The 21,553-nt window shown below is 72.9% G+C and carries 19 protein-coding genes and 1 pseudogene; 8 read left to right on the top strand and 12 right to left on the bottom strand.

Annotation, left to right across the window (positions count from 1 at the left end; translation table 11 throughout):
- Positions 1 to 97: 97 nt before the first annotated feature.
- Positions 98 to 1,246: a CPBP family intramembrane glutamic endopeptidase gene (locus OVA28_RS07300; RefSeq protein WP_194660119.1), complete on the bottom strand. Its 1,149-nt coding sequence runs from the start codon at positions 1,244 to 1,246 to the stop codon at positions 98 to 100.
- Positions 1,247 to 1,281: 35 nt separating this feature from the next.
- Here OVA28_RS07300 and OVA28_RS07295 point away from each other — a divergent pair, with 35 nt between their 5' ends.
- Positions 1,282 to 2,058: an EamA family transporter gene (locus OVA28_RS07295; protein WP_268096388.1), complete on the top strand. Its 777-nt coding sequence runs from the start codon at positions 1,282 to 1,284 to the stop codon at positions 2,056 to 2,058.
- A complete protein-coding gene (locus OVA28_RS19205; protein ID WP_442780771.1) occupies positions 1,965 to 2,195 on the top strand; it encodes a hypothetical protein in 231 nt (76 codons plus the stop codon). The genes OVA28_RS07295 and OVA28_RS19205 overlap by 94 nt, the downstream gene beginning before the upstream one ends.
- A 20-nt stretch (positions 2,196 to 2,215) precedes the next feature.
- Here OVA28_RS19205 and OVA28_RS07285 read toward each other — a convergent pair whose 3' ends face one another.
- Positions 2,216 to 2,704, bottom strand: a complete 489-nt coding sequence (locus tag OVA28_RS07285; protein ID WP_268096385.1) for a GNAT family N-acetyltransferase — start codon at positions 2,702 to 2,704, stop codon at positions 2,216 to 2,218.
- Between the two features lie 109 nt (positions 2,705 to 2,813).
- Between OVA28_RS07285 and OVA28_RS07280 the strand changes: the two genes are divergently transcribed.
- Together OVA28_RS07280 and OVA28_RS07275 are read left to right on the top strand one after the other, a co-directional pair.
- Complete coding sequence (locus tag OVA28_RS07280; RefSeq protein WP_268096384.1) at positions 2,814 to 3,623, top strand: class E sortase; 810 nt, start codon at positions 2,814 to 2,816, stop codon at positions 3,621 to 3,623.
- Entirely contained in the window at positions 3,620 to 3,802 is a 183-nt protein-coding gene (locus OVA28_RS07275) for a hypothetical protein (RefSeq protein WP_228504792.1), read from the top strand. Before OVA28_RS07280 ends, OVA28_RS07275 begins: the two co-directional genes overlap by 4 nt.
- A gap of 26 nt (positions 3,803 to 3,828) precedes the next feature.
- Here the strand turns inward: OVA28_RS07275 and OVA28_RS07270 are convergent, their stop codons facing one another.
- The 5 genes and pseudogenes from OVA28_RS07270 to OVA28_RS07250 form a co-directional block, all read right to left on the bottom strand.
- Positions 3,829 to 5,472, bottom strand: a complete 1,644-nt coding sequence (locus OVA28_RS07270) for an SbcC/MukB-like Walker B domain-containing protein (RefSeq protein ID WP_268096383.1) — start codon at positions 5,470 to 5,472, stop codon at positions 3,829 to 3,831.
- A 772-nt stretch (positions 5,473 to 6,244) separates the two neighbouring features.
- Positions 6,245 to 6,799 (bottom strand): annotated as a pseudogene (locus OVA28_RS07265) (AAA family ATPase); the annotation flags it as partial.
- Positions 6,799 to 7,968, bottom strand: a complete 1,170-nt coding sequence (locus tag OVA28_RS07260; protein ID WP_194660115.1) for an exonuclease SbcCD subunit D — start codon at positions 7,966 to 7,968, stop codon at positions 6,799 to 6,801. The pseudogene OVA28_RS07265 and the gene OVA28_RS07260, both read right to left, overlap by 1 nt.
- 66 nt (positions 7,969 to 8,034) lie before the next feature.
- The gene (locus OVA28_RS07255) at positions 8,035 to 9,264 is read right to left on the bottom strand and encodes a S26 family signal peptidase (RefSeq protein WP_268096381.1); all 1,230 of its coding nucleotides are present in this window, start codon (positions 9,262 to 9,264) and stop codon (positions 8,035 to 8,037) included.
- Positions 9,265 to 9,389: 125 nt separating this feature from the next.
- A complete protein-coding gene (locus OVA28_RS07250; RefSeq protein ID WP_194660113.1) occupies positions 9,390 to 9,989 on the bottom strand; it encodes a hypothetical protein in 600 nt (199 codons plus the stop codon).
- A gap of 204 nt (positions 9,990 to 10,193) precedes the next feature.
- On the opposite strand from OVA28_RS07250, the gene OVA28_RS07245 reads away from it, so the two are divergent.
- The gene (locus OVA28_RS07245) at positions 10,194 to 10,682 is read left to right on the top strand and encodes a MarR family winged helix-turn-helix transcriptional regulator (protein WP_194660112.1); all 489 of its coding nucleotides are present in this window, start codon (positions 10,194 to 10,196) and stop codon (positions 10,680 to 10,682) included.
- A 41-nt stretch (positions 10,683 to 10,723) separates the two neighbouring features.
- Positions 10,724 to 11,233: a mycothiol transferase gene (locus tag OVA28_RS07240; RefSeq protein ID WP_268096379.1), complete on the top strand. Its 510-nt coding sequence runs from the start codon at positions 10,724 to 10,726 to the stop codon at positions 11,231 to 11,233.
- Between the two features lie 62 nt (positions 11,234 to 11,295).
- Here OVA28_RS07240 and OVA28_RS07235 read toward each other — a convergent pair whose 3' ends face one another.
- Together OVA28_RS07235 and OVA28_RS07230 are read right to left on the bottom strand one after the other, a co-directional pair.
- Complete coding sequence (locus tag OVA28_RS07235) at positions 11,296 to 13,440, bottom strand: DEAD/DEAH box helicase (RefSeq protein ID WP_268096378.1); 2,145 nt, start codon at positions 13,438 to 13,440, stop codon at positions 11,296 to 11,298.
- 262 nt (positions 13,441 to 13,702) lie between these two features.
- Complete coding sequence (locus OVA28_RS07230) at positions 13,703 to 14,557, bottom strand: polyphosphate kinase 2 family protein (protein ID WP_194660109.1); 855 nt, start codon at positions 14,555 to 14,557, stop codon at positions 13,703 to 13,705.
- A gap of 100 nt (positions 14,558 to 14,657) precedes the next feature.
- Here OVA28_RS07230 and OVA28_RS07225 point away from each other — a divergent pair, with 100 nt between their 5' ends.
- Together OVA28_RS07225 and OVA28_RS07220 are read left to right on the top strand one after the other, a co-directional pair.
- Positions 14,658 to 15,755: an alpha/beta hydrolase gene (locus OVA28_RS07225; protein WP_268096377.1), complete on the top strand. Its 1,098-nt coding sequence runs from the start codon at positions 14,658 to 14,660 to the stop codon at positions 15,753 to 15,755.
- Between the two features lie 104 nt (positions 15,756 to 15,859).
- On the top strand, positions 15,860 to 16,111 hold the full coding sequence (locus OVA28_RS07220) for a hypothetical protein (protein WP_268096376.1): 252 nt from the start codon (positions 15,860 to 15,862) through the stop codon (positions 16,109 to 16,111).
- On the opposite strand, the gene OVA28_RS07215 is transcribed toward OVA28_RS07220, so the two are convergent.
- The 3 genes from OVA28_RS07215 to yczR all read right to left on the bottom strand — a co-directional run bounded on the left by OVA28_RS07215 (position 16,108) and on the right by yczR (position 21,524).
- Entirely contained in the window at positions 16,108 to 19,245 is a 3,138-nt protein-coding gene (locus OVA28_RS07215; RefSeq protein WP_268096375.1) for an efflux RND transporter permease subunit, read from the bottom strand. The genes OVA28_RS07220 and OVA28_RS07215 overlap by 4 nt on opposite strands.
- Positions 19,246 to 19,331: 86 nt before the next feature.
- Entirely contained in the window at positions 19,332 to 19,979 is a 648-nt protein-coding gene (locus OVA28_RS07210) for a DUF6518 family protein (protein WP_268096374.1), read from the bottom strand.
- Between the two features lie 102 nt (positions 19,980 to 20,081).
- On the bottom strand, positions 20,082 to 21,524 hold the full coding sequence (gene yczR, locus OVA28_RS07205) for a MocR-like transcription factor YczR (RefSeq protein WP_268096373.1): 1,443 nt from the start codon (positions 21,522 to 21,524) through the stop codon (positions 20,082 to 20,084).
- Positions 21,525 to 21,553 lie beyond the last annotated feature (29 nt).

Below are 21,553 nucleotides of genomic sequence, written 5' to 3'. Positions count from 1 at the left end.
ACCGGCGACACCGATCCCGCTGTCCACAGGCGCACGGTCAGCTGTCCACAGCGGCACCGTCGACGATCGGTGCCGGCGACCGACCCGCCGCGCGCGGTCAGCTGCCGGTCCCGGCGACCGACCCGGCGGGCGCGACCGCGGCAGTGGACCCGGCCACCCCCTCGGAGCGAGCCGGTGCACCCGACCAGCCGGTGCCTCCCGGCCGGACCCAGCGCGTGCCGCCTGCCCAGGTGGGCACCGTGCCGCGGAAGCGCGGGGTCTCGGCACCCGGGAAACGGCGGTCGAGCCCGCGCCAGTGGGCGAGGAACTCGACCATGCCCCAGTACGCCAGCGACGTGCCGAGGGTGACGAGCCAGCCGACGACGGTGCCGTTCGAGGAGTCGAGGTCGACCTTCGACCAGCCGGGCGCCTGGAGCACGAAGATCATGATGTTGTTGAAGGCGTGCTGCAGGACGGTGGCCTCGAGCCCGCCGGTCCGGAGCACGATGACCGCCGCGACGAGCCCGAACGAGCCGACGTCGAGGATGCCCCAGACGTTGTAGCCGTTCGGGATGTGCAGCAGGGCGAACACGACGGTGGAGACGAGGACGGCCACGACGGCGCCGACCTTGCGCCACGGGATCCAGGCGCCGAGGGTCTGCATGAGGAAGCCGCGGAAGACGTACTCCTCCGCTGCGCCCTGGAACGGCACGAGCAGGACGACCATCGCGATCGTCAGGGTGAGGGTCTCGACGGAGACGGTCGACTGTCCGATCGCGTCGTGGTTCCACCCGAAGCCGCCGTCGAACGTGAACATGCTGCCGGGACCGAACACCTGACCGTTCGTGGGGTCGAAGACCCCGGTCTGGACGACGAACATGATGACCGCGATCACCAGCGTCGGCAGCAGGCACCACGCCGCCCAGCGCCAGCGCACGCGGAAGCGCACCGACGACAGGGTGTTCGCCGGGCCGAGGCGCGCGATCTTCACCGCGAGCATGATCCCCGGGAGCAGCACGACGAGCGACACCAGGGACAGCGACAGCACGATCGGGTCCGTCGGGTCGAGCGCGCCCTTCTGCAGGCTCTGCTCGAGGTCGAGCAGTCCCTGCGGCCCCTGCGTGGCCCCGATGGGCACGAAGTAGGCGACCGTGATCAGGATCTGCGACACCAGGTACCACCCGGCGAGGAACGCGATGGCGACGAGCGGACGCCACCAGCGCCAGCGGCCGTCGACGCGGAAGAGACGGTGGTAGGGAACGCTCACCATCGCACAGTACCGGTGAGGGCAGGATGGGACCCGTGATCACCGTCGTGCTGGGCCTCTGTGGCGCGCTCGTGTACGGGTTCGCCGACTTCCTCGGCGGTCTGGCGTCGCGGCGACTCCGACCCGTCACCGTCGCCGCGCTCGCGGCCGTCGTCGGCATCGCACCGCTCCTGGTCGCGCTGGCACTCGTCGGCGGACGGGCCTCGTGGCAGGCCACCCTGTGGGGCGCGGTCGCCGGCGTCTCCGGTGCGGTCGGCGTGCTCCTGCTCTACGCCGCGCTGGCGATGGGGCCGATGAGCGTCCTGTCGCCGCTGACCGCGGTGTTCGCCGCCGTGGTGCCGGTCGTGGTCGCGCTCGTGGGCGGGACCGTGCTGTCCCCGGTGGCGATCGGGGCGCTGGTCGTCGCGGTCGTGGCCGTCGTGCTCGTGGCGTCGGTACGGGACCCCGGTGGCGCTCGACTGACGGCGCGCGGCGTGGTCACGGCAGCGGTGGCCGGGTGCGGCTTCGGCGGGATCGTGCTGGCCTTCAACGAGACCCCGGCGGACTCCGGCATGGCCCCGCTGGTCGTCGCGCGGCTGCTGCAGGCGGTGCTGCTGGGGGCGGCGGCGGTCGCTGCGGCCGTCCGGACAGGAGGCTCCGCCCGCGTCGCCGCCTCGGCCGGCGCTGGCGACGTGGCCGGTCCCCGGCCGTCGCCGGCACGGTCCGCCGGCTCGCGCTGGTGGTCGTGGCATGCGGGGTCTTCGACGCCCTGGCGAACGTGTTCATCCAGACCGGGCTGCACTCGAGCACGGCCCCCTCGACGCTGCCCGTGATCAGCGTGCTCAACGCGCTCTACCCGATCGGCACCGTGGTGCTCGCCGGGATCGTGCTGCGGGAGCGGCTCGCGGTGCTGCAGGCCGTGGGCATCGGCCTGGCACTGACGGCGTCGGTCACGCTCGCGCTCGCCTGAGTCAGGCGCGATCGCCTGGATCAGGCATCTGGGATCAGGCGCTTGCCCATCGACACCGTGTGGTCGTCGGTGTAGCCGAGCGACTCGTAGAAGCCGATGACCTGCTCGTTGCCCGCGCGCACCTGCAGGTTGAGCTTCGGGCAGCCGAGGTCGGTGAGCAGCCGCTCGAACTCCGCCATGAACGCGCGGCCGAGGCCCGAGCCCTGCAGGTCGGGCCGGACCGCCAGGTAGTTGACCCAGCCGCGGTGTCCGTCGAAGCCGGCCATCCCCGCGGCGACGACGGCCGGACCGTCACCGGCAGGGTCAGCGTCGGCCGGGTCGGCGTCGGCCGGGTCGGCGTCGGCGCTCGGGGCCTCGGTCGCCACCAGGAAGAGCTCGGGCTGCACGGTCAGCTTGCGGGCGATGTCCCGTCGCGGGTCGTTCCACGGACGGACCAGGCCGCAGGACTCCCACACGGCGACGACCGCCTCGGTGTCGGCAGGGGTGAACTGACGGATGACGTGTCCCATCACTCCACGGTACCGACGGTGTGGAGAACGTCCTCGACAGGGCGTCACCATGGTCTGATAGACCTGTCCCGTCGTCACCGCGACACAGAACGCCCGGACCAGGAGCCACGTGACCACACACGACACCCTTCCCGCGCACGGGGGCGCGCAGGACGAGCAGGTTGGTCGCTCCCGTCCACCACGTCGACGGCCCCGCCAGACGGTCGGCGGCGCGCTGCTGTCGCTCCTCGCAGAGCTGCTCATCATCGCCGGTGCGGCCACGGGGCTCTACGTGCTCTGGACCGCCTGGTGGACCGACGTGGTCGCCGTGCACGACCAGACGGCGCTCGTGCAGGACCTGCAGCAGGTGAAGCCCCCGTCGGAGGTCGGCACCGAGCGCCGCGGGGTCGCACCCGTGCTCGCTGAGCCACCCGGACTGTCGTCCGTGTTCGGCACGATGCAGATCCCCCGCTTCGGCGCGGACTACAACCGGCCCATCGGCGAGGGCACCGATCGTGAGAAGGTCCTCAACACGATCGGGCTCGGCCACTACCAGGGCACGGCGATGCCCGGCGCCGAGGGCAACTTCGCCGTCGCCGGCCACCGCGTCACCTACGGCAAGCCGTTGAACCAGATCGCGGACCTGAAGCCCGGCGACCCCATCGTGGTGCGCGTCACCGACAAGGCGACGAACTTCGACACCTGGTACGTCTACAAGGTCACCGACAGCCAGATCGTCACGCCTGACCACGTCGAGACCATCGCCCCCGTGCCGAACAAGCCGGGCGTCGAGCCGACCGGTGACGACCGCTGGCTCACGCTGACGGCCTGCCACCCGATGTGGTCCGCCAAGGAGCGCTTCGTCACGCACGCCAAGCTCGACTACTGGATGCCCGCGTCGGAAGGCACCCCCAAGGAACTCTCGGAGACCGCCAAGTGATCTTCCCGTTCGTCTGGCGGGTCCTGCCCGGCCCGACCGCCCTCAAGGTGATCGAGCTGCTCGTGCTCCTCGCCGTCGTCGTCTTCGCGCTCTTCACCTGGGTGTTCCCGTTCGTCGCGGCCGACATCCTGCCGCCGCCGGACGGCACGGTCGACACCTCCGCGACGCCGACGCCCTGACCCGAGGCCGGTGCTCGGGTCGGGCGTCAGACGGTCGTCGTGACCTGTGAGCCGCCGCCCGGGGCCCGGCGGACCGCGATCCGCTCGGGGATCCGCTGCTTGAGCTCCTCGACGTGGCTGACGATGCCGACCTGACGGCCGCCGGCGGTCAGGCGGGTGAGCTGCCCGATGACGCCGTCGAGCGACTCGGGGTCGAGCGTGCCGAATCCCTCGTCGACGAAGAGCGTGCCGAGCGAGACCCCGCCGGCCTCGGCCTGCACGATGTCCGCGAGCCCGAGCGCCAGGCACAGCGACACCGTGAAGGTCTCACCACCGGACAGACTGCGGGGGTCGCGCGTGGTGTCCGTGGTGTGGTCACGGACCGCGAGCGCCAGGCCCGTGCGACGGGAACGACTGCCGGACTCCCGTTCGTCGGAGGTCTCGAGGGCGAACCGCCCGCCGAGCATGGCCCGGAGCCGGTCGTTCGCCGCGGCGACCACGTCCTCGAAGCGGCGCATCAGGACGTAGGTGCCGAGGGTGATGCCCGTCGGGTTCACGCCGGGGGCGCCGGCCGCGATGTCGGCGAGGCGCACCACCGCGCGGCTGCGGGCCGACGTCGCTGCCCTGGCCGTCAGCGCGCGCTCGACGTCCGTGGCGCAGCGGTCAGTGGCAGCGGCCCGGTCGGCGGCGGTGGTGGCGTCCCGCGCGGCGGACTCGAGCGCGGCGGCGGCCTGGACCCTGGCGGCCCGGGCGGCGTCGAGGTCGAGGGTCGCGGGGTCGTCCTGCGCCGCGGCGACGACGGCCGGTTCGGCGAGGCCGGCGTCCACGACCGCACGCTCACGGTCGGCGGTCCGGACCTGCTCCTGGAGTCGCTCGGCGTCGTCGGGGGCGAGCACGGCGGCCCGAGCGGCGCCCACGTCGGCGAAGTCCTGCTCGGCGAGGACCCGGTCGACCTCCGTCCGGCGTTCCGCGACCGCCTGCACGGCAACGAGGGCGTGCTCGTCGGCGGTCGCGACCGTCCGCAGGGCCTCGACACGGCGGTCGATCGCGGCCACGGCGTCCGGCAGTGCGGTGGGCTGCTCGTCGAGGTGCGCGAGGTCGGCGGTCAGCGTGCGCAACGCCTGGGCCACCGCGGCGGTGTCCTGCGCGACGCGGTCGGCATCGCCGGAGGCCGTCGCGAGGAGGACCTGGCGGCGCGCGTCGACGTCGTTGCGGTCGTGTTCGAGTGCGCGGGTGGCTTCGTCGTGGGCGGTGCGGGCCTGTTCGTGCCGGGCGACGTCCGCCGCTGCGGCTCTGGCCTCGGCGAGTCGGGCCTCGGCCTGCGCGGCACGGGCGTCGAGGTCGGTCGGGGTGGTCGTACCGAGGACGGTGGCGAGACGGTCGCGTTCCGCTCGGTCGAGCGCGAGGGTGGTCGCGGCGTCGGCGAGCAGCTCGTCGGCTCGGCGTGCTGCCGCGGCGGCCTCGGCGATCTGCGCGGGCGTGGGGTGGTCGGCCTGGGGTGCGGCGACCGCGGGGTGCTCCACCGCACCGCACACCGGGCAGGCGTCGCCGGGCTGGAGTGCTGCGCCCAGCTCCCCCGCGAGCCCGGCGATGCGGCGCTCGCGGAGCTGCTGTTCGGCGTCGAGGGCACGGTGCGCCGCGACACGAGCGGCAGCGACGGCGGCTTCGCCCTCCACGACCCGGGTCCGCATGGCGACGTGCTCCGCGGACACCCGACGGAGTTCGGCGACGGCGTCGACCTGGTGCTGGGCGGCACCGGCGGCCGTGCCGGCTGCGGTCCGGGCAGCGTCGACGATGTGCGCGCGCGGCCGGCCGGGCGTCGAGAGCGGCGACGAGCTCGGTCAGCCGGCCGCCCAGGCGCTCGGCGTCGGCGCGGGCGGCGTCGAGCGCGACACGACGACCGGGCAGCGCCCGCGCCACGGTCACCAGGTGCCGGACCCCGCCGACGAGGTCCGTCAGGCGGTCGCGCTCGGCCGCGGTGTCGTCGTCGGACACCCCGTGCTCGGAGCGGACGGCGTCCCGCGCCGCACCGGCTGCGGAGGCACGCTGCTCGGCGCGGTCGAGGCCGTCCGCCACGGCGCTCACCCGGGCAGCGCGCTCGGCGACGGCCAGGCGTCGGCGGACGTCGGCCACGACGGCGGTCTGAGCGTCGAGCGCCGCGGCACGCCGGAGGAGTTCCGCACGACGCTCGAGGGCGGCGGCTCGGAGCACGACGGCCTGTTCGTGCTCGGCGGCGGCCGTCGCGGTCAGGGCGGCCTGTGCCCGGAGGGCCTCGGCGGTGTCGGCAGCGGCGCGGAGGTCGGCGGCGACACCGGGGACCGCCGGCTCGTCCACGTCGGCGCGCCCGGAGGCCTCCGTGAACCGGGCGAGGGCGTCCCGCACGCGGGCGTCTGCCGCGTCGACCTCGGCCGCGGCGGCACGGCGACGGGTGGCGAGCTCGTCGGCGGTGCGGTCGTAGACCTCGGTGCCGAACAGGGACTGCAGGAGGCGGCGGCGGTCTTCGCCCGGGGACTTCAGGAACTTCGCGAACTCGCCCTGCGGCAGCACCACGGTCTGCAGGAACTGCGCGCGGTCGAGGCCGATGATCCGCGTGATCTCGGCGCCGACCTCTTGCGCACGGGCGGAGACGGGTTCGCCGGCGGGGTCCGTCGGGCTGGCCAGGCGGGTGAGCTGTGCGGACGCCTGCTGCTTCACGGTGCCGGTGCCGCGCTGCTTGGGGCGGTCGTGCTGGGGTGTGCGACGGACGCGGAACACCCCGGCGCCGGTCTCGAACACGAGCTCGACGAAGGGCTCCACCGCGGGGTCGGCGTGCTGGGAGTGCAGGCGGTCGGTGCTGACGTCGGTGCCCGCGAGCCCGCCGTAGAGCGCGAACACGACGGCGTCGATGATCGTGGACTTGCCCGAGCCCGTCGGGCCCTCGAGCAGGAACACCCCGGACGCGGCGAGCGCGGCGAAGTCGATCGACACGAGGTCGGGGTACGGGCCGATGGCGCGGAGCTCGAGCCGGTGCAGGTACATCAGCGCGCTGCCCGGTCCTGGTCGGACATCGTCGCGACGGCGGCTTCGTACGCGTCGCGCAGCACCACGAGTTCGTCGTCGGACGGGGCGCCGCCGGTGGCGAAGGTCACGAAGTCGGCCGAGACCTCGACCGGGTCGGACGTCGCCGTGACCGCCCGGGTGGTGGTGCGTGCCGGGGCATCGGTGGGTTCGTGGGTGACGGCGAGGGCGTGGGGGAAGTGGTCCTTGACCCTGGCGTACATCCGCTCGGGGTGCACGGTGTCCGTCACGGCGACCCGCACCCAGGCGTCGGCGTGCTCGGCGAACGCGCCGGACTCGATGGCGTCGATCGGCCCCCGGACGTCCACGAGCGGCCGCGGCACGGGCGTGGGGAGGAGCTCGACGGACACCGCGCCCGTGGCGTCGAGGTCGACGAGGGTCACCGACTTGGTGTGGTTCCGCTCCCCGAACGAGAACGCGAGCGGCGACCCGGCGTACCGGATGCGGTCGGTGCGGCCGACGCGCTGGGGCCCGTGGAGGTGCCCGAGGGCGACGTAGTCGATGCCGTCGAAGGTCGACTCGGCGACGCGGTCCACCCCGCCGACGCGGATGTCCTGCTCGCTGTCACTCGGCTCGGCACCGCCCACGAAGGCGTGCGCGACGACGACGCTGCGGGTGCCGGGGCGTGCGGTGAGGTGAGCACGGACGCGGTCCATCGCGGCACCGACGACGGCCTGGTGTGAGCGGGCGAGCGGTTCGTCGGGGACGGCGGCGAGCGCGTACCGCACCATGTCGGGCTGCAGGTACGGGATGCCGTAGACGGCGACGGGGCCGTCCGGGTCGTCGACGAGCACGGGATCGGCCAGGCGTGCCGGCTCGGACAGGATGCGGACGCGGTCGTTCATCACCGCGGACCCGAACCCCAGCCGGACGGCGGAGTCGTGGTTGCCCGGCGTCACGACGACGGTCGCGACGGTGGCCAGGCGTTCGAGCACCGAGGAGAGCATGCGCACGGCGTCGACGGGCGGGATCGCGCGGTCGTAGACGTCGCCCGCGACCACGACGAGGTCGACGGAGCGCTGCACGACGACCCCGACCAGGTGGTCGAGGAACGCGGCCTGGTGTTCGAGCAGGTCGGCACCGAGCAACGAGCGGCCCAGGTGCCAGTCGCCGGTGTGCAGGATGCGCATGCCGATCACGCTAACGCCGCCCACGGACATCCCGGGACACCCCGCCCGGGCCTGTGGAGAACCAGGTCAGCCGCAGCTCAGCGTGGTGCCGATCAGAGCGGTCTGGATCTTCGCCGTCGACGTGCTCGTGGCGGTCCACGTCCCGCCGAGGTTGGTCCGGACGGTGACCGTGACGGTCGTGCCGAGGTTGAGGATGCCGCTGCCGACCACCCGGACCGACGACGCCGTGCCGGGAGCGGTCCCCACGACGGTGGAGCCCATCAGCACGTCGAACGACGAGACCACACCGGGCGCTCCCCCGTACGTGAAGCCGATGGCCACGCTGCCGTCACCGTTGGGCTTGCACGTCAGCGCCGTCGTCGCGACCGCGGTCGCCGCCTGCAGGGAGGTCGCGGCGTTCGACGTGCGGCTCGTGAAGGGAGCTGCGACGGCCTGTGCCGGCAGCAGCAGACCGAGGCCACCGGCCACCAGCACCACGGCGGCGACCCCGCCGGTGCCACGGAGCCGGCGCTGCCGCCGGACCTGGCGGCGGTGCGCGCGACGGGACAGCACCTGCCCGGACGACGCGCGCCGGGACAGCGCGTGCCGACCGGACCGACCGACGGGCTGGAGGAGCGGGGCGGCCCCGGAGCGAGCCTCCAGGCCGTGCCGCGGCGCCGGACCGGAGCCGGCGTCAGGACCGGAGCCGGCGTCAGGACCAGGACCAGGACCAGGGCCGTCAGCGTCGTCCTCGTGGACGGCCGCCGCCAGCCGTCGGAGCGAGCCGTCGACGGTGGCGAGCCACAGGACCGCTGCGACCGCGAGGGCCAGCAGCGCGAGCTTCGACCACGCCCCGTCGCGCATCCAGACGATCGGTGTGCCGACGACGGGGATGCGGAGGAACGCGACGCCGTGCACGTCGGAGCGGCTGATCGCGGTCGAGTCGCGCTGGGGGTTGGCGTCGCCCTTGGTGACGACGGAGCCGCCGGGCCCGGCGTCGACGAAGCGGTGCATCCGGAGGTGCCCGGCCTGGTCCGGGTAGTCCGCGAGCAGGACCTGCCCGACCCGGAGCTCCGCGGGTGCCACCGGACGGGAGACGACGACGTCACCGGGGACGATCCGCGGTGCCATCGAGCCGGTCATCACGGTGGTGGGGAGCCAGCCGATGACCGCGGGCGCCGCGGCCCAGAGCGCCAGGCCGAGGAGTGTGGCGACGATCCCGCGGGCGACCGTCGCGACGACGACACGCCCCCAGTCGACGGCGTCGTGGAGCGCATCATGCGGTGTGCCTCCACCGCTGACTTCGATGCTGACCATGGGGTGCCTTCGACCGGGGGCGTGCTGGGGTCGACGGACCGGGCCGGCGCGTGCGCGCCCCCGGCCGTCGCTGACGGGAGGTGTGACGGGCGTGCTGGTCACACGTCCGTCACCCTTCCGGCGGCTCAGCTGTTCTGGGCCTCCCACGTGAGCCCCAGCGACGCGGTGCCGTTCATGACCGAGTTCGGTGCCGTCGGCGAGACCGTGTAGCTCACGCGGTAGACCTTCGACTCGGACCCGGTGCCGGTCGGGGTCCAGGTGCCGACGCCCGTGGCGTAGTTCGTCGCCGACGTGCCGAACGCGGCGAGCGTGCCCGAGTAGACGGAGCTGTTCGTGGCGGCCGGGGTGAAACCGGTGCAGGAGCCGAAGCCGCCACCCGTGCCGAGGTCGATCGCGACGGTGATGTTCGACGCGAGCGCGTTGGTCGTGGCCGGCGTGGTCGCGTAGAGCTTCACGGCCGACGCGAGCGAGCCGGTCGAGGTCACCGTGATGCAGTTCGTGCCGGTCGAGCCGGGCTTCAGGCCAGCCGCGGTGAACAGCGCGGTGTTGTTGTCGTCGTCGGCCAGGGCGACGTTGCCGGCGGTCCAGTTGCTCGTCGGGTTCACCGTGGTGGCGGAGAACGCGGCGTACGAGGCGGTGGAGACGACGGCGCCCGACGCGACGAGGGCGGCGGGGATGGCGATCCAGGCGGCGAGGCGGGCAGCACGAGGAGTGACACGAGGCATGGCGGTGCTCCAGAGGAGAAGAGGTCTGATCGGTTGGTTCGGCCGGGACCGCGATGGTTTGAGTCGCGCTGCATGCCGGGGTGGTGCCGTGTACTGGTTGGTACGACGATCAAGTTACTTGGTCCGAGAGTGGCTCACAAGACCGAGGATCACCCCCTCTGCTGGGGTCACGAGAACTACCTCAATCAATGAGATACTTGCTCGATGAGCAGTACGGTGCCGGTCACCTCCCCCTCGACGCCCGTACCGCCCCACGCCGACGACCTCGTGGACCTGGTGACCGCGTTCCGCCTGCTGCAGACGCAGCACTCGCGTGTGCTCCACCACGAGAGCAGCACCCGCGGGCTGAACGCCACCGACAGCCGCTTCGTCTTCTTCCTGGCCGCAGCCGACGACGCTGGCGTCACCCCGAAGCAGGCCGGCGAGTACCTCGAGCTGTCGACGGGGGCGATGACCTCGCTCATCGACCGGCTCGAACAGCGGGGGCACATCGCGCGTCGCCCGAACCCGGGCGACCGCCGCAGCATCCTGCTCCACCTGACGCCGTCCGGCGAAGCCATCGCGCAGCAGATCGGCGCCGTCTGGTCGGCGTCGTTCCGGGAGGCCATCGCCCCCGAGGACCGCCGCGCCCTCGCCGAGGCGTTCACGCGGCTCGGCAGCGCGCTCGCCCGTCGCTCGGGCGCCTCCGTCTGAGACCCGGACTGGTGCTGCGCACCCGGGCGTAGGTTCGGGGCATGACCCCCTCAGAACTCCTCATCGAAGCGTTCTCCCGCGTACCCGAGACCGTCGAGCGGGCCGTCGACGGGCTCTCCGAGGACCAGCTCGCATCACGACCCGGCACGGGCGCCAACACCGTGGCGTGGCTCGCCTGGCACATCGCGCGCGGGCAGGACGTGCAGGTCGCTGCCCTCGCGGGCACCGAGCAGGTGTGGACCGCGGACGGCTGGTACGACCGCTTCGGGCTGCCCTTCCCCGCGGAGGCGCTCGGCTACGGCATGTCCCAGGACGACGTCGGCCGGGTGCGGGCGTCCGGCGAGCTGCTCACCGGGTACCTCCGCGCCGTGCACGAGCGGACCGTCGCCTACCTCGGCACGCTCGGACCGGACGACCTCGACGCCGTGGTGGACGATGCGTGGGACCCGCCCGTCACCGCGGGCGCCCGGCTCGTCAGCATCCTCGACGACTGCACGCAGCACGCCGGGCAGGCCGGCTACGCGCGCGGGCTGCTGTTCTTCAACCGCTGAAGGACAGACGGGAGGCCCGGTGCCAGCTGGCACCGGGCCTCCCGTCCGTCCTGTGCTCGCGTCTAGCGCGCGGCGAGCTCCGCGACGATGCCGTCGCCGGGGCCCGCCTGGACGAGCTCGGCCTCGATCTCGGCGCGCTCGAGGATGCCCTCGATCTTCCGGATGCGGCCACGGGGGACGATCGTGACGACGGTGCCCTCCTTGCCGGCACGACCCGTGCGGCCCGAGCGGTGCATGTACGCCTTGTAGTCGTCCGGGGCGTCGGCCTGCACGACGAGCGAGACGTCGTCGACGTGGATGCCGCGCGCGGCGACGTCGGTCGCGACGAGCACGTTCACCCGACCGCTCGTGAGCAGCTGCAGGTTGCGTGTGCGGCGCGACTGGTTCAGGTCCCCGTGGAGCGAGGTCGCGCGGATGCCGGCGTCCTCGAACTGCTCGGCGAGGCGCTCGGCGTAGGCCCGGGTCCGAGCGAAGACGATCGTCTTGCCGTCGCCGGCGACGAGCTCCTCGAGGAGACGGTCCTTCTCGCGCTGCTCGACCACGAGCACGCGGTGGTCGATGGTCGAGGACGCCTGGTCCTCACCCGCCACCTCGTGCACGGACGGCTCGTGCAGGAACTGCTCGACGAGCGCCGCGACCTGGGTGTCCAGCGTGGCGCTGAACAGGAGCTTCTGCGCGCGCTTGCCGGCCGGGGTGACCTGGGCCGTGGCCTCGAGGATCTCCTGCACGGGCTCGAGGAACCCGAGGTCGCACATGTGGTCGGCCTCGTCGAGGACGGAGACGACGACCTCGCTGAGGTCGAGCGTGCCCTTCTTCATGAGGTCCTGCACGCGCCCCGGGGTGCCGACGATGATGTCGACGCCGCGCTGGAGGGCGCCCTCCTGGCGGCCGTACGGCACACCGCCGTAGATCTGCGTCGTGAACAGACCGACCGAGCGGGCGATCGGCTGCACCGTGCGGTCGATCTGCAGGGCGAGTTCGCGGGTCGGCGCGAGGATGAGCGCACGCGGGGCGCGGCCCATCTTGCGCTTCGTGCCGCCGCCGTTCTCCATGAGCTTCTCGACGAGCGGCGCACCGAACGCGATGGTCTTGCCGGAGCCCGTGCGGCCACGACCGAGGACGTCCTTGCCGGCGAGCACGTCGGGGATCGTCGCGGCCTGGATCGGGAACGGGCTGGTGGCGCCGAGCTCGGCCAGGGCACGCGAGATGTTGCCACCGATGCCGAGGTCGGCGAAGGTCACACCCTCGACGTCGGCGGCGATGGTCGACTCGGCCTTGAGCTTGTCGAGCTTGACGTCGTCCGCGGGGACGAAGTGGCCGCCGCGGGCAGCGGGGGCCTCGCGGTCGTCGCGGTCGAAGCGGCGCTGGGGACGCTCGTCGTTGTCACGACGGGGGGCACGGTCGTCACGGTTGAACGTGCGCGGCGCACGGTCGTCGCGGTCGAAGCGGCGCTGCGGGCGCTCGTCGTTGTCACGACGCGGGGCACGGTCGTCGCGGTCGAAGCGGCGCTGGGGACGCTCGTCGTTGTCACGACGCGGCGCACGGTCATCACGGTTGAACGTGCGCGGCGCACGGTCATCACGGTCGAAGCGACGCGGGGCGCGCTCGTCGTTGTCACGACGCGGGGCGCGGTCATCACGGTTGAACGTACGCGGCGCACGGTCATCGCGCTCGAAGCGACGCGGGGCGCGGTCGTCGTTGTCACGACGCGGCGCACGGTCATCACGGTTGAAGCTGCGCGGCGCACGGTCATCACGGTCGAAGCGACGCGGGGCGCGGTCGTCGTTGTCACGACGCGGCGCACGGTCATCACGGTTGAAGCTGCGCGGCGCACGGTCATCACGGTCGAAGCGACGCGGGGCGCGGTCGTCGTTGTCGCGACGGGGCGCACGATCGTCGCGGTTGAAGCTGCGCGGAGCGCGCTCGTCGCGGTCCGAACCGCGCGCGGGACGGCCCGCACCGCGGGGCTCCCACGCCGGACGGCTGCCGCGGCTGTCGCGCGGGTCCCAGTTCGGGCGGCTCGGGCGCTCGCCCTGCGACGAACGGTTGCGGCGGTCGTCAGCGTCCCAACGCTGCTTCTGACGGGGGGCAGTGGGCTCCGGGGCACGGAAGCCGCGGTGCTTGCTGCTGCGAGCGGCAGGGGTGCCGTTCGGGTGACGGGCTCGATCGGAGGCGCGGTTGTCCGCGCCCTTGTCGTAAGGGGCCATGAGTGCTTTCCGGGGTGCAGACGTACCACGCAGCCCGGCAGCGACATCGGCGGGGGCGGTTCGTGGAGAGGGGGTTCATCCCGTCGTCGATCGACGTGATTCCAGCCCTCGAACTACACAACACCCAAACACGTCCGCGGCTCGCAGCCGCGGTGTCGAAGGCCGACCGATCGAGTCTACGCGACCATGCGCATCGACACCAGCCCCGTCGGTCGGCGGGGCCGGTGTCGGCGCGCGAGGAGGGCCTCCTGGCGGGAGGGGCTCAGGACTCGGCGAGCCGCTGTCGTTGCTCGGCCACGTCGAAGTCCGCCGCGGGCCACGAGAGGTGCATGTCCTCGAGCGCGCGGAGCAGGAGCTGCTGGACGGCGAGGCGCGCGTACCACTTGCGGTTCGCCGGCACGACGTACCAGGGTGCGACGGCGGTCGACGTGCGGTCGAAGGCGATCTGGTACGCCTGCTGGTAGTCGTCCCAGCGCAGGCGCTCGTCGATGTCGCCCGGGTTGAACTTCCAGTGCTTGTCCGGGCGGTCGAGGCGGTCGCCCAGGCGGGCGCGCTGCTCGTCCTTCGAGATGTGCAGCATCACCTTGACGATGGTGGTGCCCTGCGCCGCGAGTCGGCTCTCGAAGTCGACGATCGCGCCGTAGCGACGCTCGATCTCCTCCGGCGGGGCGTACCCGTGGACGCGCTGGACGAGGACGTCCTCGTAGTGGGAGCGGTCGAAGACACCGAGCTGCCCGGCGGCCGGGAGCTGCCGTTCCACACGCCAGAGGAAGTCGTGCTCGCGTTCTTCTGCCGTCGGTGCCTTGAACCCGGCGTAGTGCACGCCGTTCGGGTCGACGGCGCCGACGACGTGGGACACGATGCCGCCCTTGCCCGCGGTGTCCATCGCCTGCAGCACCAGGAGCACGCGGCGCTCGTCACCCGCGGTCGCAGCGGCCCACAGGCGTTCCTGCAGGGCAGCGAGTCGGTCGGCACCGGCGGCGAGGGACTCGAGGCCGTCGATCTTGCGGCCGGGGAAGCCCGGGGTGCCGTCGGGGTCGACGTCGGCGAGCCGGAAGCCCTCGTCGACACGGAGGAGCGGTTCGGGATCGGCGTTCCAGGCCTTGCGTCGACTCACGGGTCCTCCTGCTTCGACGGTGACGGGTCGCCCTCATCCTGGCACCCCCGGGTGTCCTCCGTGCTGCGATCGCCCACACCTGGGGATACCGTTGTCGGCGATGAGGTCCGGCCGTCGCACCCTGCTCGCGCTCGTCGCCGCGATCGTGGCGCTCGGCGCGGTCGCGTCGTGCAGTGCCGACCCCGCCGGCGACGGCAACGAGACCGTCACCGCCGGCGCCGTCATCTACCCGCTGTCGTTGCGGTACCACGGCATCGACGTCGTCTCGGACGTGCCCTACGGCGCGGACCGGCTGCAGCGGCTCGACGTCTGTCTCCCGGCGGACAGCGCACCGGGCACGACCGCGACGCCCGAGGGGGCGGCGTCAGCGACAGCCGCTGCCGACGCCGCGACTGCGCCGGAACCCGTCGCACCGGAGGCGACGGGTGGCACGAGCCCCTCACCGACCGCACCTGCCACGGCCGACCCGTCGGCGCTCGAGAAGGCCGCCACCGGGCCCCGCCCGGCCGTGATGATGGTGCACGGCGGCAGCTGGTCGCACGGGGACAAGGCCACCGCGGCCTACCGGTCCGTCTGTCAGTACCTGGCGTCCGCGGGCTTCGTCACGTTCAACGTCGACTACCGCCTGGCCCCGACCGACCCCTTCCCCGCCGGGCTCGACGACGTCCGACGGGCGCTCGACTGGGTGTTCCGACCCTCGACGCTCGAGACCTACGACGTCGACGCGGACCGGGTCGGGGTGTTCGGCGGGAGTGCCGGCGGCAACCTCGTGTCGATGCTCGCCGTCGAGGACCACCGCTCCACCGCGTACGCCGACGGCGACCGGATCCGCGCGGTCGTCGACCTGAGCGGACCGTCGGACCTCACCAGCCGCTCGACCGCGTCCGACGGGGTCGCGGCGGCGTTCCAGCGGAAGCAGCTGCTCTACCTCGGCTGCACGCGGTACGACGCCTGCCCCGCGGCCGAGCGCGCGTCCCCGCGCTACAACGTGACCGCAGACACCGCACCCTTCTTCATCGGGCACTCCACGCACGAGTTCATCCCGATGTGGGAGTCCCAGGACTTCGCCTCCGCCCTGCGCGACGAGGGCGTCCCGGTGACCTTCGTCGCGGTCGAGGGCACCGCGCACTCGATCGCCCAGCTCGACCAGGCGATGAGCGAGCGGGTCGTGCGGTTCCTCCGGCGCACGCTGCGCTGAGGGCGCTTCCGGTCGGTCACACCGCGGACCGGAGCTGTACCCCGGGCGGGTGCCACCCGGAGTCGGGACTGCCGTCGGACGACCCTCCGGACGAGACTTCCCGGGTGACCGACACCTCGACCCTCCTCGTCCGCCCTGCCGTCTCCTGGCAGCACCGCTCGCTCGCCACCACCGCGGCGGAGCTGCTGCTCGGGCTGTCGTTCATGGTGACCGTGGCCTTCGCGGGCTGGGGTGCGGCGACCGGGCACACCTCGCCGGTGGCACAGCTCGGCGCCGTCGTGTTCCTCGTGACGTTGACCGTCGTCCTGGTGAACTGGTTCACGCAGCTCGAGGTCGAGGACGCCGAGGCGCGCTAGCTCTCGGTCCGGCCTGCTCGGCGGTCACTGCGCCGCTCGAGCATCCGTTCCACCAGGAAGTACAGCGCCGGCAGCACGATGAGCGTCAGCAGCGTCGAGGACACCAGCCCACCGATCACCACGAGCGCGAGCGGCTGCGAGATGAAGCCGCCCTTCCCGGTGACCCCGATCGCCATCGGCATCAGCGCGAAGATCGTCGCGAGCGCGGTCATCAGGATCGGTCGGAGTCGTCGTGTGGCGCCCTCCACCAGGGCCTCGCGCACGCGGAGCCCTCGGCGTCGGTACTGGTTCACGAGGTCGATGAGCACGATCGCGTTCGTCACGACGATGCCGACGAGCATGAGCACGCCGATGAGCGACGCCACCCCGAGCGGGATGCCCGACACGAGCTGCAGCAGGATCGCCCCCGTCGCCGCGAACGGCACGGACACGAGCAGCAGCACCGGCTGGTACAGGTTGCGGAACGTCGCGACCATGACCACGTAGACGATCAGGATCGCCACCAGCGCCGCGAGCAGCAGCTGGCTGAACGCCGACGACTGGCTCGACGCGACGCCGCCGATCGACGCGGATGCGCCCTTCGGCAGGTCCAGCTGGTCCACCGCCGCGGTCACGGACTGCACCGCCGCACCGAGGTTCGCCGAGTCCGGGGTCACCGTGATGGTGGCCGTGCGGACCGCGTCGGTCGTGGTGACCGTCGTCGGCCCGTCCGCGCGCTCGACCGTCGCGACGTCGGACAGCGGGACGGGACCCGTGGCCGTCGGCACGGAGAGTGACCGCAGCGCCTCGATCGTCGTGGGCGGTTCCGGGTCGGCGATGTAGACGTCGAGGGTGGCGTCCTCGATCTCGACGGAGCCGGTGTCGCGCGGCGACACGGACGCGGCGACGCGTCCGCCGACCTGGGTCTCGGTGAACCCGAGCTCGGCGGCCTTCGCGCGGTCGACCCGCACGGCCAGGTAGGGCTCGGCCGCGGACAGGTTGCTCGACGCGCCGGTGGTGTCGTCCAGGCCCCGCATGGTCGACAGCACCTGGTCGGCCGCCGTCTTGAGCTGCGCCTGGGTCGGCGCCGTGACGTCGACCTCGATGTCGCTGCTGCCACCGAAGGCGCCGCCGGCCGAGGAGAGTGCGACGTCGCCGGCGCCCTTGAGCCCGTCGAGGCGCTTGCGGGTGTCGGACTGGATCCGGGTCTGGTCGGCGCCGGAGGTCGTGGTGACCGCGTACTGGATCGACGCCGACCCGCCGCCGCCGAACGCGGCCTGGATCGACTGCCCGCTCGACCCGATCGTGGTCTGGACGGTCTCGACGCCGTCGACCGCGCGCAGTTCGCGCTCGACCTTCCGGGCTGCGTCCGACTGGACGTCGAGCGAGGTGCCCGGCTCGAGGTCCTGCGTGACCGTGAACGTGTTCTGGCCGGAGTCGCCGAGGTAGTTCGTCTTCACGAACGGCAGCGCGGCGGCCGTCCCGCCGAGGACCAGCACGGCGAGGAGGACGACGACCCACGGGAACCGCAGCACCCAGTGCAGCACCGGCTGGTACCCGCGCCGGAGCCGGTCAGGAGCACCGGCGTCGTGCAGGTCGTCCGCGCTGCTGAGTGTGGTGCTCGTGGCAGACGTCGACGTGGGCGCAGCCGCCCCCGCGTGCTTGTGGCTCTTCGGCGCACGGAGGAACCAGTACGCCAGCACCGGCACGATCGTCAGCGAGACGAGCAGCGACGCCACCAGGGCCATCGACACGGTGAGCGCGAACGGCCGGAAGAGCTCACCCACGAGCTCGGCGACGAACGCCACCGGCAGGAACACCACGACGGTCGTCACGGTGGACGCCGTCACGGCGCCGGCGACCTCGCGCACGCCGTCGAGCACGGCCTGGCGCCGGTCGACCCCGGGTTGCAGGTGCCGCTTGATGTTCTCGATCACGACGATGGAGTCGTCCACCACGCGGCCGATCGCGATCGTCAGCGCGGCGAGCGTGATGATGTTGAGCGTGTACCCGGCGGCGCGCATGCCGATCGCCGCGAGCAGCACCGAGACCGGGATCGAGATCGCGGTCACGAGGGTGGACCGCCACGACAGCAGGAACACCAGGATCACGACCACGGCGAACCCGAGCCCGAGCAGGCCCTCTTCCGCGAGTGAGTCGATCGACTGCTGGATGTAGGGCGCCTGGTCGAACACGACCGTGATCTTCGGGTCCCCGGTGATCTTCGACTCGATGCCGGGCAGGGCGTCACGGACCGTCGTGGAGACGTCCACCGTGTTGGCCTGCTGGGTCTTGGTGATCGCGATGGTCAGCGCCTGTTCACCGTCCACGCGGCTGATCGACGTGCGCGGGGACTCCTTGATCGCGACCGTCGCGACGTCCCCGAGCGTGGTCGCCTCGGGGGCACCGGTCACGTCCTTGCCGCCGGTCAGGGGCAGGGCTGCGATGTCGGCGGTCGACGCGATGCGCTCACCGGTCTGCACCGAGAGCGTCGAGCCGTCCTGCGTCAGGCTGCCGCCGGGGATGAGCGTGCCGTTGTCGTCGAGGGCGTCGGAGATGGCGGTCTCGGACAGGCCCCTGGCAGTGAGCTCGTCGCGGTCGGGGGTGATCACCACGCGACGGCCCGGGTTGCCGAAGACGTCGGCCTCGCGCACGCCGTCGAGCTTCTCGATGTCCGGGATCGCCGTCGCGTTCAGGCGGTCGACGAGCTGCTCCTGGTCGCCCTCGGCGGACACGGCCAGCTGGAGCACTGGCAGGTCGTCGAAGGACCCGGTGACGATCTGCGTCTGCACGGAGTCCGGCAGCGAGAGGGCGTTGACGACGGTCTGGATCTTGTCCTCGGCGCTGGCGAGGTTGGACCCGTAGTCGAACTCGGCGGAGACGACGCTCTGCCCGGTGGACGACGTCGCGGACGTGGACTTGAGGTCGGGCACCGCCTGGATGCCCTGCTCGATCTTCGTGGAGACGTCGTTCGACACGACCTGTGGCGTCGCGCCCGGGTAGGCGCTGACGATCGCGATCTGTGGGAACTGGACGCTCGGGATGAGCTCCTGCTTGAGGCTGGTGAGCGCGATCCCGCCGAACACCGCGACGACGATGGTCACGAGCGCGATGAGCGCGCGGTTCCGCAGGCTGAAGACCGAGAGGAGGTGCACCCTCCGATCCTCGCAGGCAGGGCTGACAGCGGACGGATCAGCACCGGCGCCGGATCAGCAGCGGCGGCGAACCAGCAGCAGCCGCGTCAGCTCACCAGGACGTACGCACCGAGCACCCCGACGGTCCCGAGCACGCCGCACCCGAGCGCCACGACCCGTCCCACCGGTGTCCGCGCGACCACGACCCCGACGAGCAGCACGGCCGCCCCGACGACGATCTCGACGACCCACGTCGCCACACCCGTGGTCTCGGCGACCTGGAGCAGGCAGCGGATGCCCTCACCGACGAGCACGGCGGCGGTCACCCCGAAGGCGGCTCCACGCCAGCGGCCGTCCCGGGAACGGACGGCGACGGCCACGGCTCCGGCGAGCGCCCCGGCGGGGAAGCCCATCAGCACCCAGAAGCTCGTGATGGACAGCACGTCCGGGAACCCGCGCAGGTTGGAGGCCGCCCAGTACCCGACGTGCAGGAGCTCGAGCAGGACGATGCCGGTCACCATCGCCACGGGCAGCCCGACCCGTCCACCACGCACCCGCATGACGAGCAGCAGCGCGACGGCGACGATGAACCAGGGTCCGGCCGAGTTGGCGACGCTCGACAGCCCGGTGACGCCCTGGCCGTAGGACGTGAGCACCCCCGCGAGCAGCGCCCCGCCGAACGCCATCGAGACCCGGGCGGCCGCGGGCACGGCCGGGATCGCGGGGACGGAGCTGCTCGCGCTGATCGGTGTCATGCGCCCAGCATCGCGGGCCGGTGGAGCGCCGTCGTCCCACCAGGGAGCCAGCCGGGTCCACCGACAGGATGACCCCGCCCGCCTCACACCACCCCGCCCGCCTCACACCACCGCGGCCAACGACCCCCGCGCCCCGGCCGACGCCCCGCCGACCCGACCCCACGCCCGCTCGAGCACGTCGACCATCCGCACCCGGTCCGCGGGCGGCATCGTGAACGGCACCCGGAGGAACCGCTCGAACCCACCGTCCGGCCCGAACACCCCGCCGGACGCCAGCACCACGCCCTCGGCCCGCGCGGCGAGCACCAGCGCGCTGGACACCGGCCGACCGAGCCCGACCCACGTCGTCAACCCGCCCGCCGGCGACGGCACGTCCCACTCCGGCAGTCGCGTGCGCAACGCCCCCACGACCTCGTCGCGACCCTGTCTGAGGGCGGTGCGCCGAGCCTCCAGGACGGCCTCGGTCCGCGGGACCAGCTCGCGCGCGACCAGCTGGTCGAGCACCGGCGTGCCCAGGTCGCCCGTCGGGCGGGCGAGCAGCAGGCGCTGCAGCAGCGCCGGTGCCGCGCGGATCCAGCCGATCCGCAGCCCGCCCCAGAACAGCTTGGCAGCGGACCCGATCATCACGACGTCCTCGCTCAGCGTGGCCAGGGGCACGGCGGCAGGTCCGTCGATCCGCAGCTCCCCCATCGTCTCGTCGGCGATCACCGTCGTCCCCACGGAGGTGGCGACGTCGACCAGGAGCGCGCGGACCTCGGCCGACATGGTCGCGCCGGTCGGGTTGTGCAGCTCCGGCATCACGTACGCGACCGCCGGGGCCGAGCGCCGCAGCGCCGTCTCGAGCACCCCGGTGTCCCATCCGCCGCGGGCGTCGACGGGCACGCCGACGAGTCGGCCGCCGGCCTCGCGGAAGGCCTCGTGCGCGTGCGGGTACGTCGGCGACTCCACGAGCACGCCGTCCCCCCGTCGGACGAGGACCCGCGCCAGGAGTGCGATCGCGTGCTGCGCTCCGATGGTCACGATCACCTGGTCGGAGGATGTCGGCAGGCCTCGATCCGTGTAGCGCGATGCGATGGCCGCACGGAGGCCCGGGTCGCCGACGGTGTCGTACCCGATCCCGGCGAGCGCCGCCGGGACGTGCCGCATCGCCCGTTCGACGGCGTCCCCGACCCCGGGGGCCGCGTGCATGGCGGCCTTCCGCAGGTCGAGCACGTCCCCCGCGACGACACCGCCGAGTCGTTCCGGGTCCGGCCGCCCCGCCAGGTCCGCCGGCAGCCGCACGACGCTGCCGGACCCACGGAGGGAGACGAGGAAGCCGTCCTCGCGCAGCCGGGCGTACGCGTTCGCGACGGTCGTCCGTGAGACCCCGAGCGCCTCCGCCAGTCCGCGTTCCGCGGGCAGTCGCGCCCCGAGCGGCACCCGGCCGTCGATGACGAGGACCCGGACGGCGTCGGCGAGCGCCTCGTACGCCGTGGCGTCGGAGTCGGTGCGCCACTCGCTGAGCAGCAGGGCGGCGGAGCGGGCGCTGAGGAGGACCGGGGTCATGGGGACCACGCTAGCGAGATTGGCTCTCG

The sequence above is a fragment of the Curtobacterium sp. SL109 genome (assembly GCF_026672405.1).
GTDB lineage: Bacteria > Actinomycetota > Actinomycetes > Actinomycetales > Microbacteriaceae > Curtobacterium.
Note: the sequence above shows the minus strand (reverse complement) of the source record. Positions and strands in the feature narration are given on the sequence as shown.

Coding starts and splice junctions, on each gene's coding strand:
- OVA28_RS07285 (WP_268096385.1), bottom strand. CDS start 2,704: ATGGGACACGTCATCCGTCAGTTCACCCCTGCCGACACCGAGGCGGTC.
- OVA28_RS07270 (WP_268096383.1), bottom strand. CDS start 5,472: ATGCGGACCCGGGTCGTGGAGGGCGAAGCCGCCGTCGCTGCCGCTCGT.
- OVA28_RS07260 (WP_194660115.1), bottom strand. CDS start 7,968: ATGCGCATCCTGCACACCGGCGACTGGCACCTGGGCCGCTCGTTGCTC.
- OVA28_RS07255 (WP_268096381.1), bottom strand. CDS start 9,264: ATGGTCAGCATCGAAGTCAGCGGTGGAGGCACACCGCATGATGCGCTC.
- OVA28_RS07250 (WP_194660113.1), bottom strand. CDS start 9,989: ATGCCTCGTGTCACTCCTCGTGCTGCCCGCCTCGCCGCCTGGATCGCC.
- OVA28_RS07245 (WP_194660112.1), top strand. CDS start 10,194: ATGAGCAGTACGGTGCCGGTCACCTCCCCCTCGACGCCCGTACCGCCC.
- OVA28_RS07240 (WP_268096379.1), top strand. CDS start 10,724: ATGACCCCCTCAGAACTCCTCATCGAAGCGTTCTCCCGCGTACCCGAG.
- OVA28_RS07235 (WP_268096378.1), bottom strand. CDS start 13,440: ATGGCCCCTTACGACAAGGGCGCGGACAACCGCGCCTCCGATCGAGCC.
- OVA28_RS07225 (WP_268096377.1), top strand. CDS start 14,658: ATGAGGTCCGGCCGTCGCACCCTGCTCGCGCTCGTCGCCGCGATCGTG.
- OVA28_RS07210 (WP_268096374.1), bottom strand. CDS start 19,979: ATGACACCGATCAGCGCGAGCAGCTCCGTCCCCGCGATCCCGGCCGTG.
- yczR (WP_268096373.1), bottom strand. CDS start 21,524: ATGACCCCGGTCCTCCTCAGCGCCCGCTCCGCCGCCCTGCTGCTCAGC.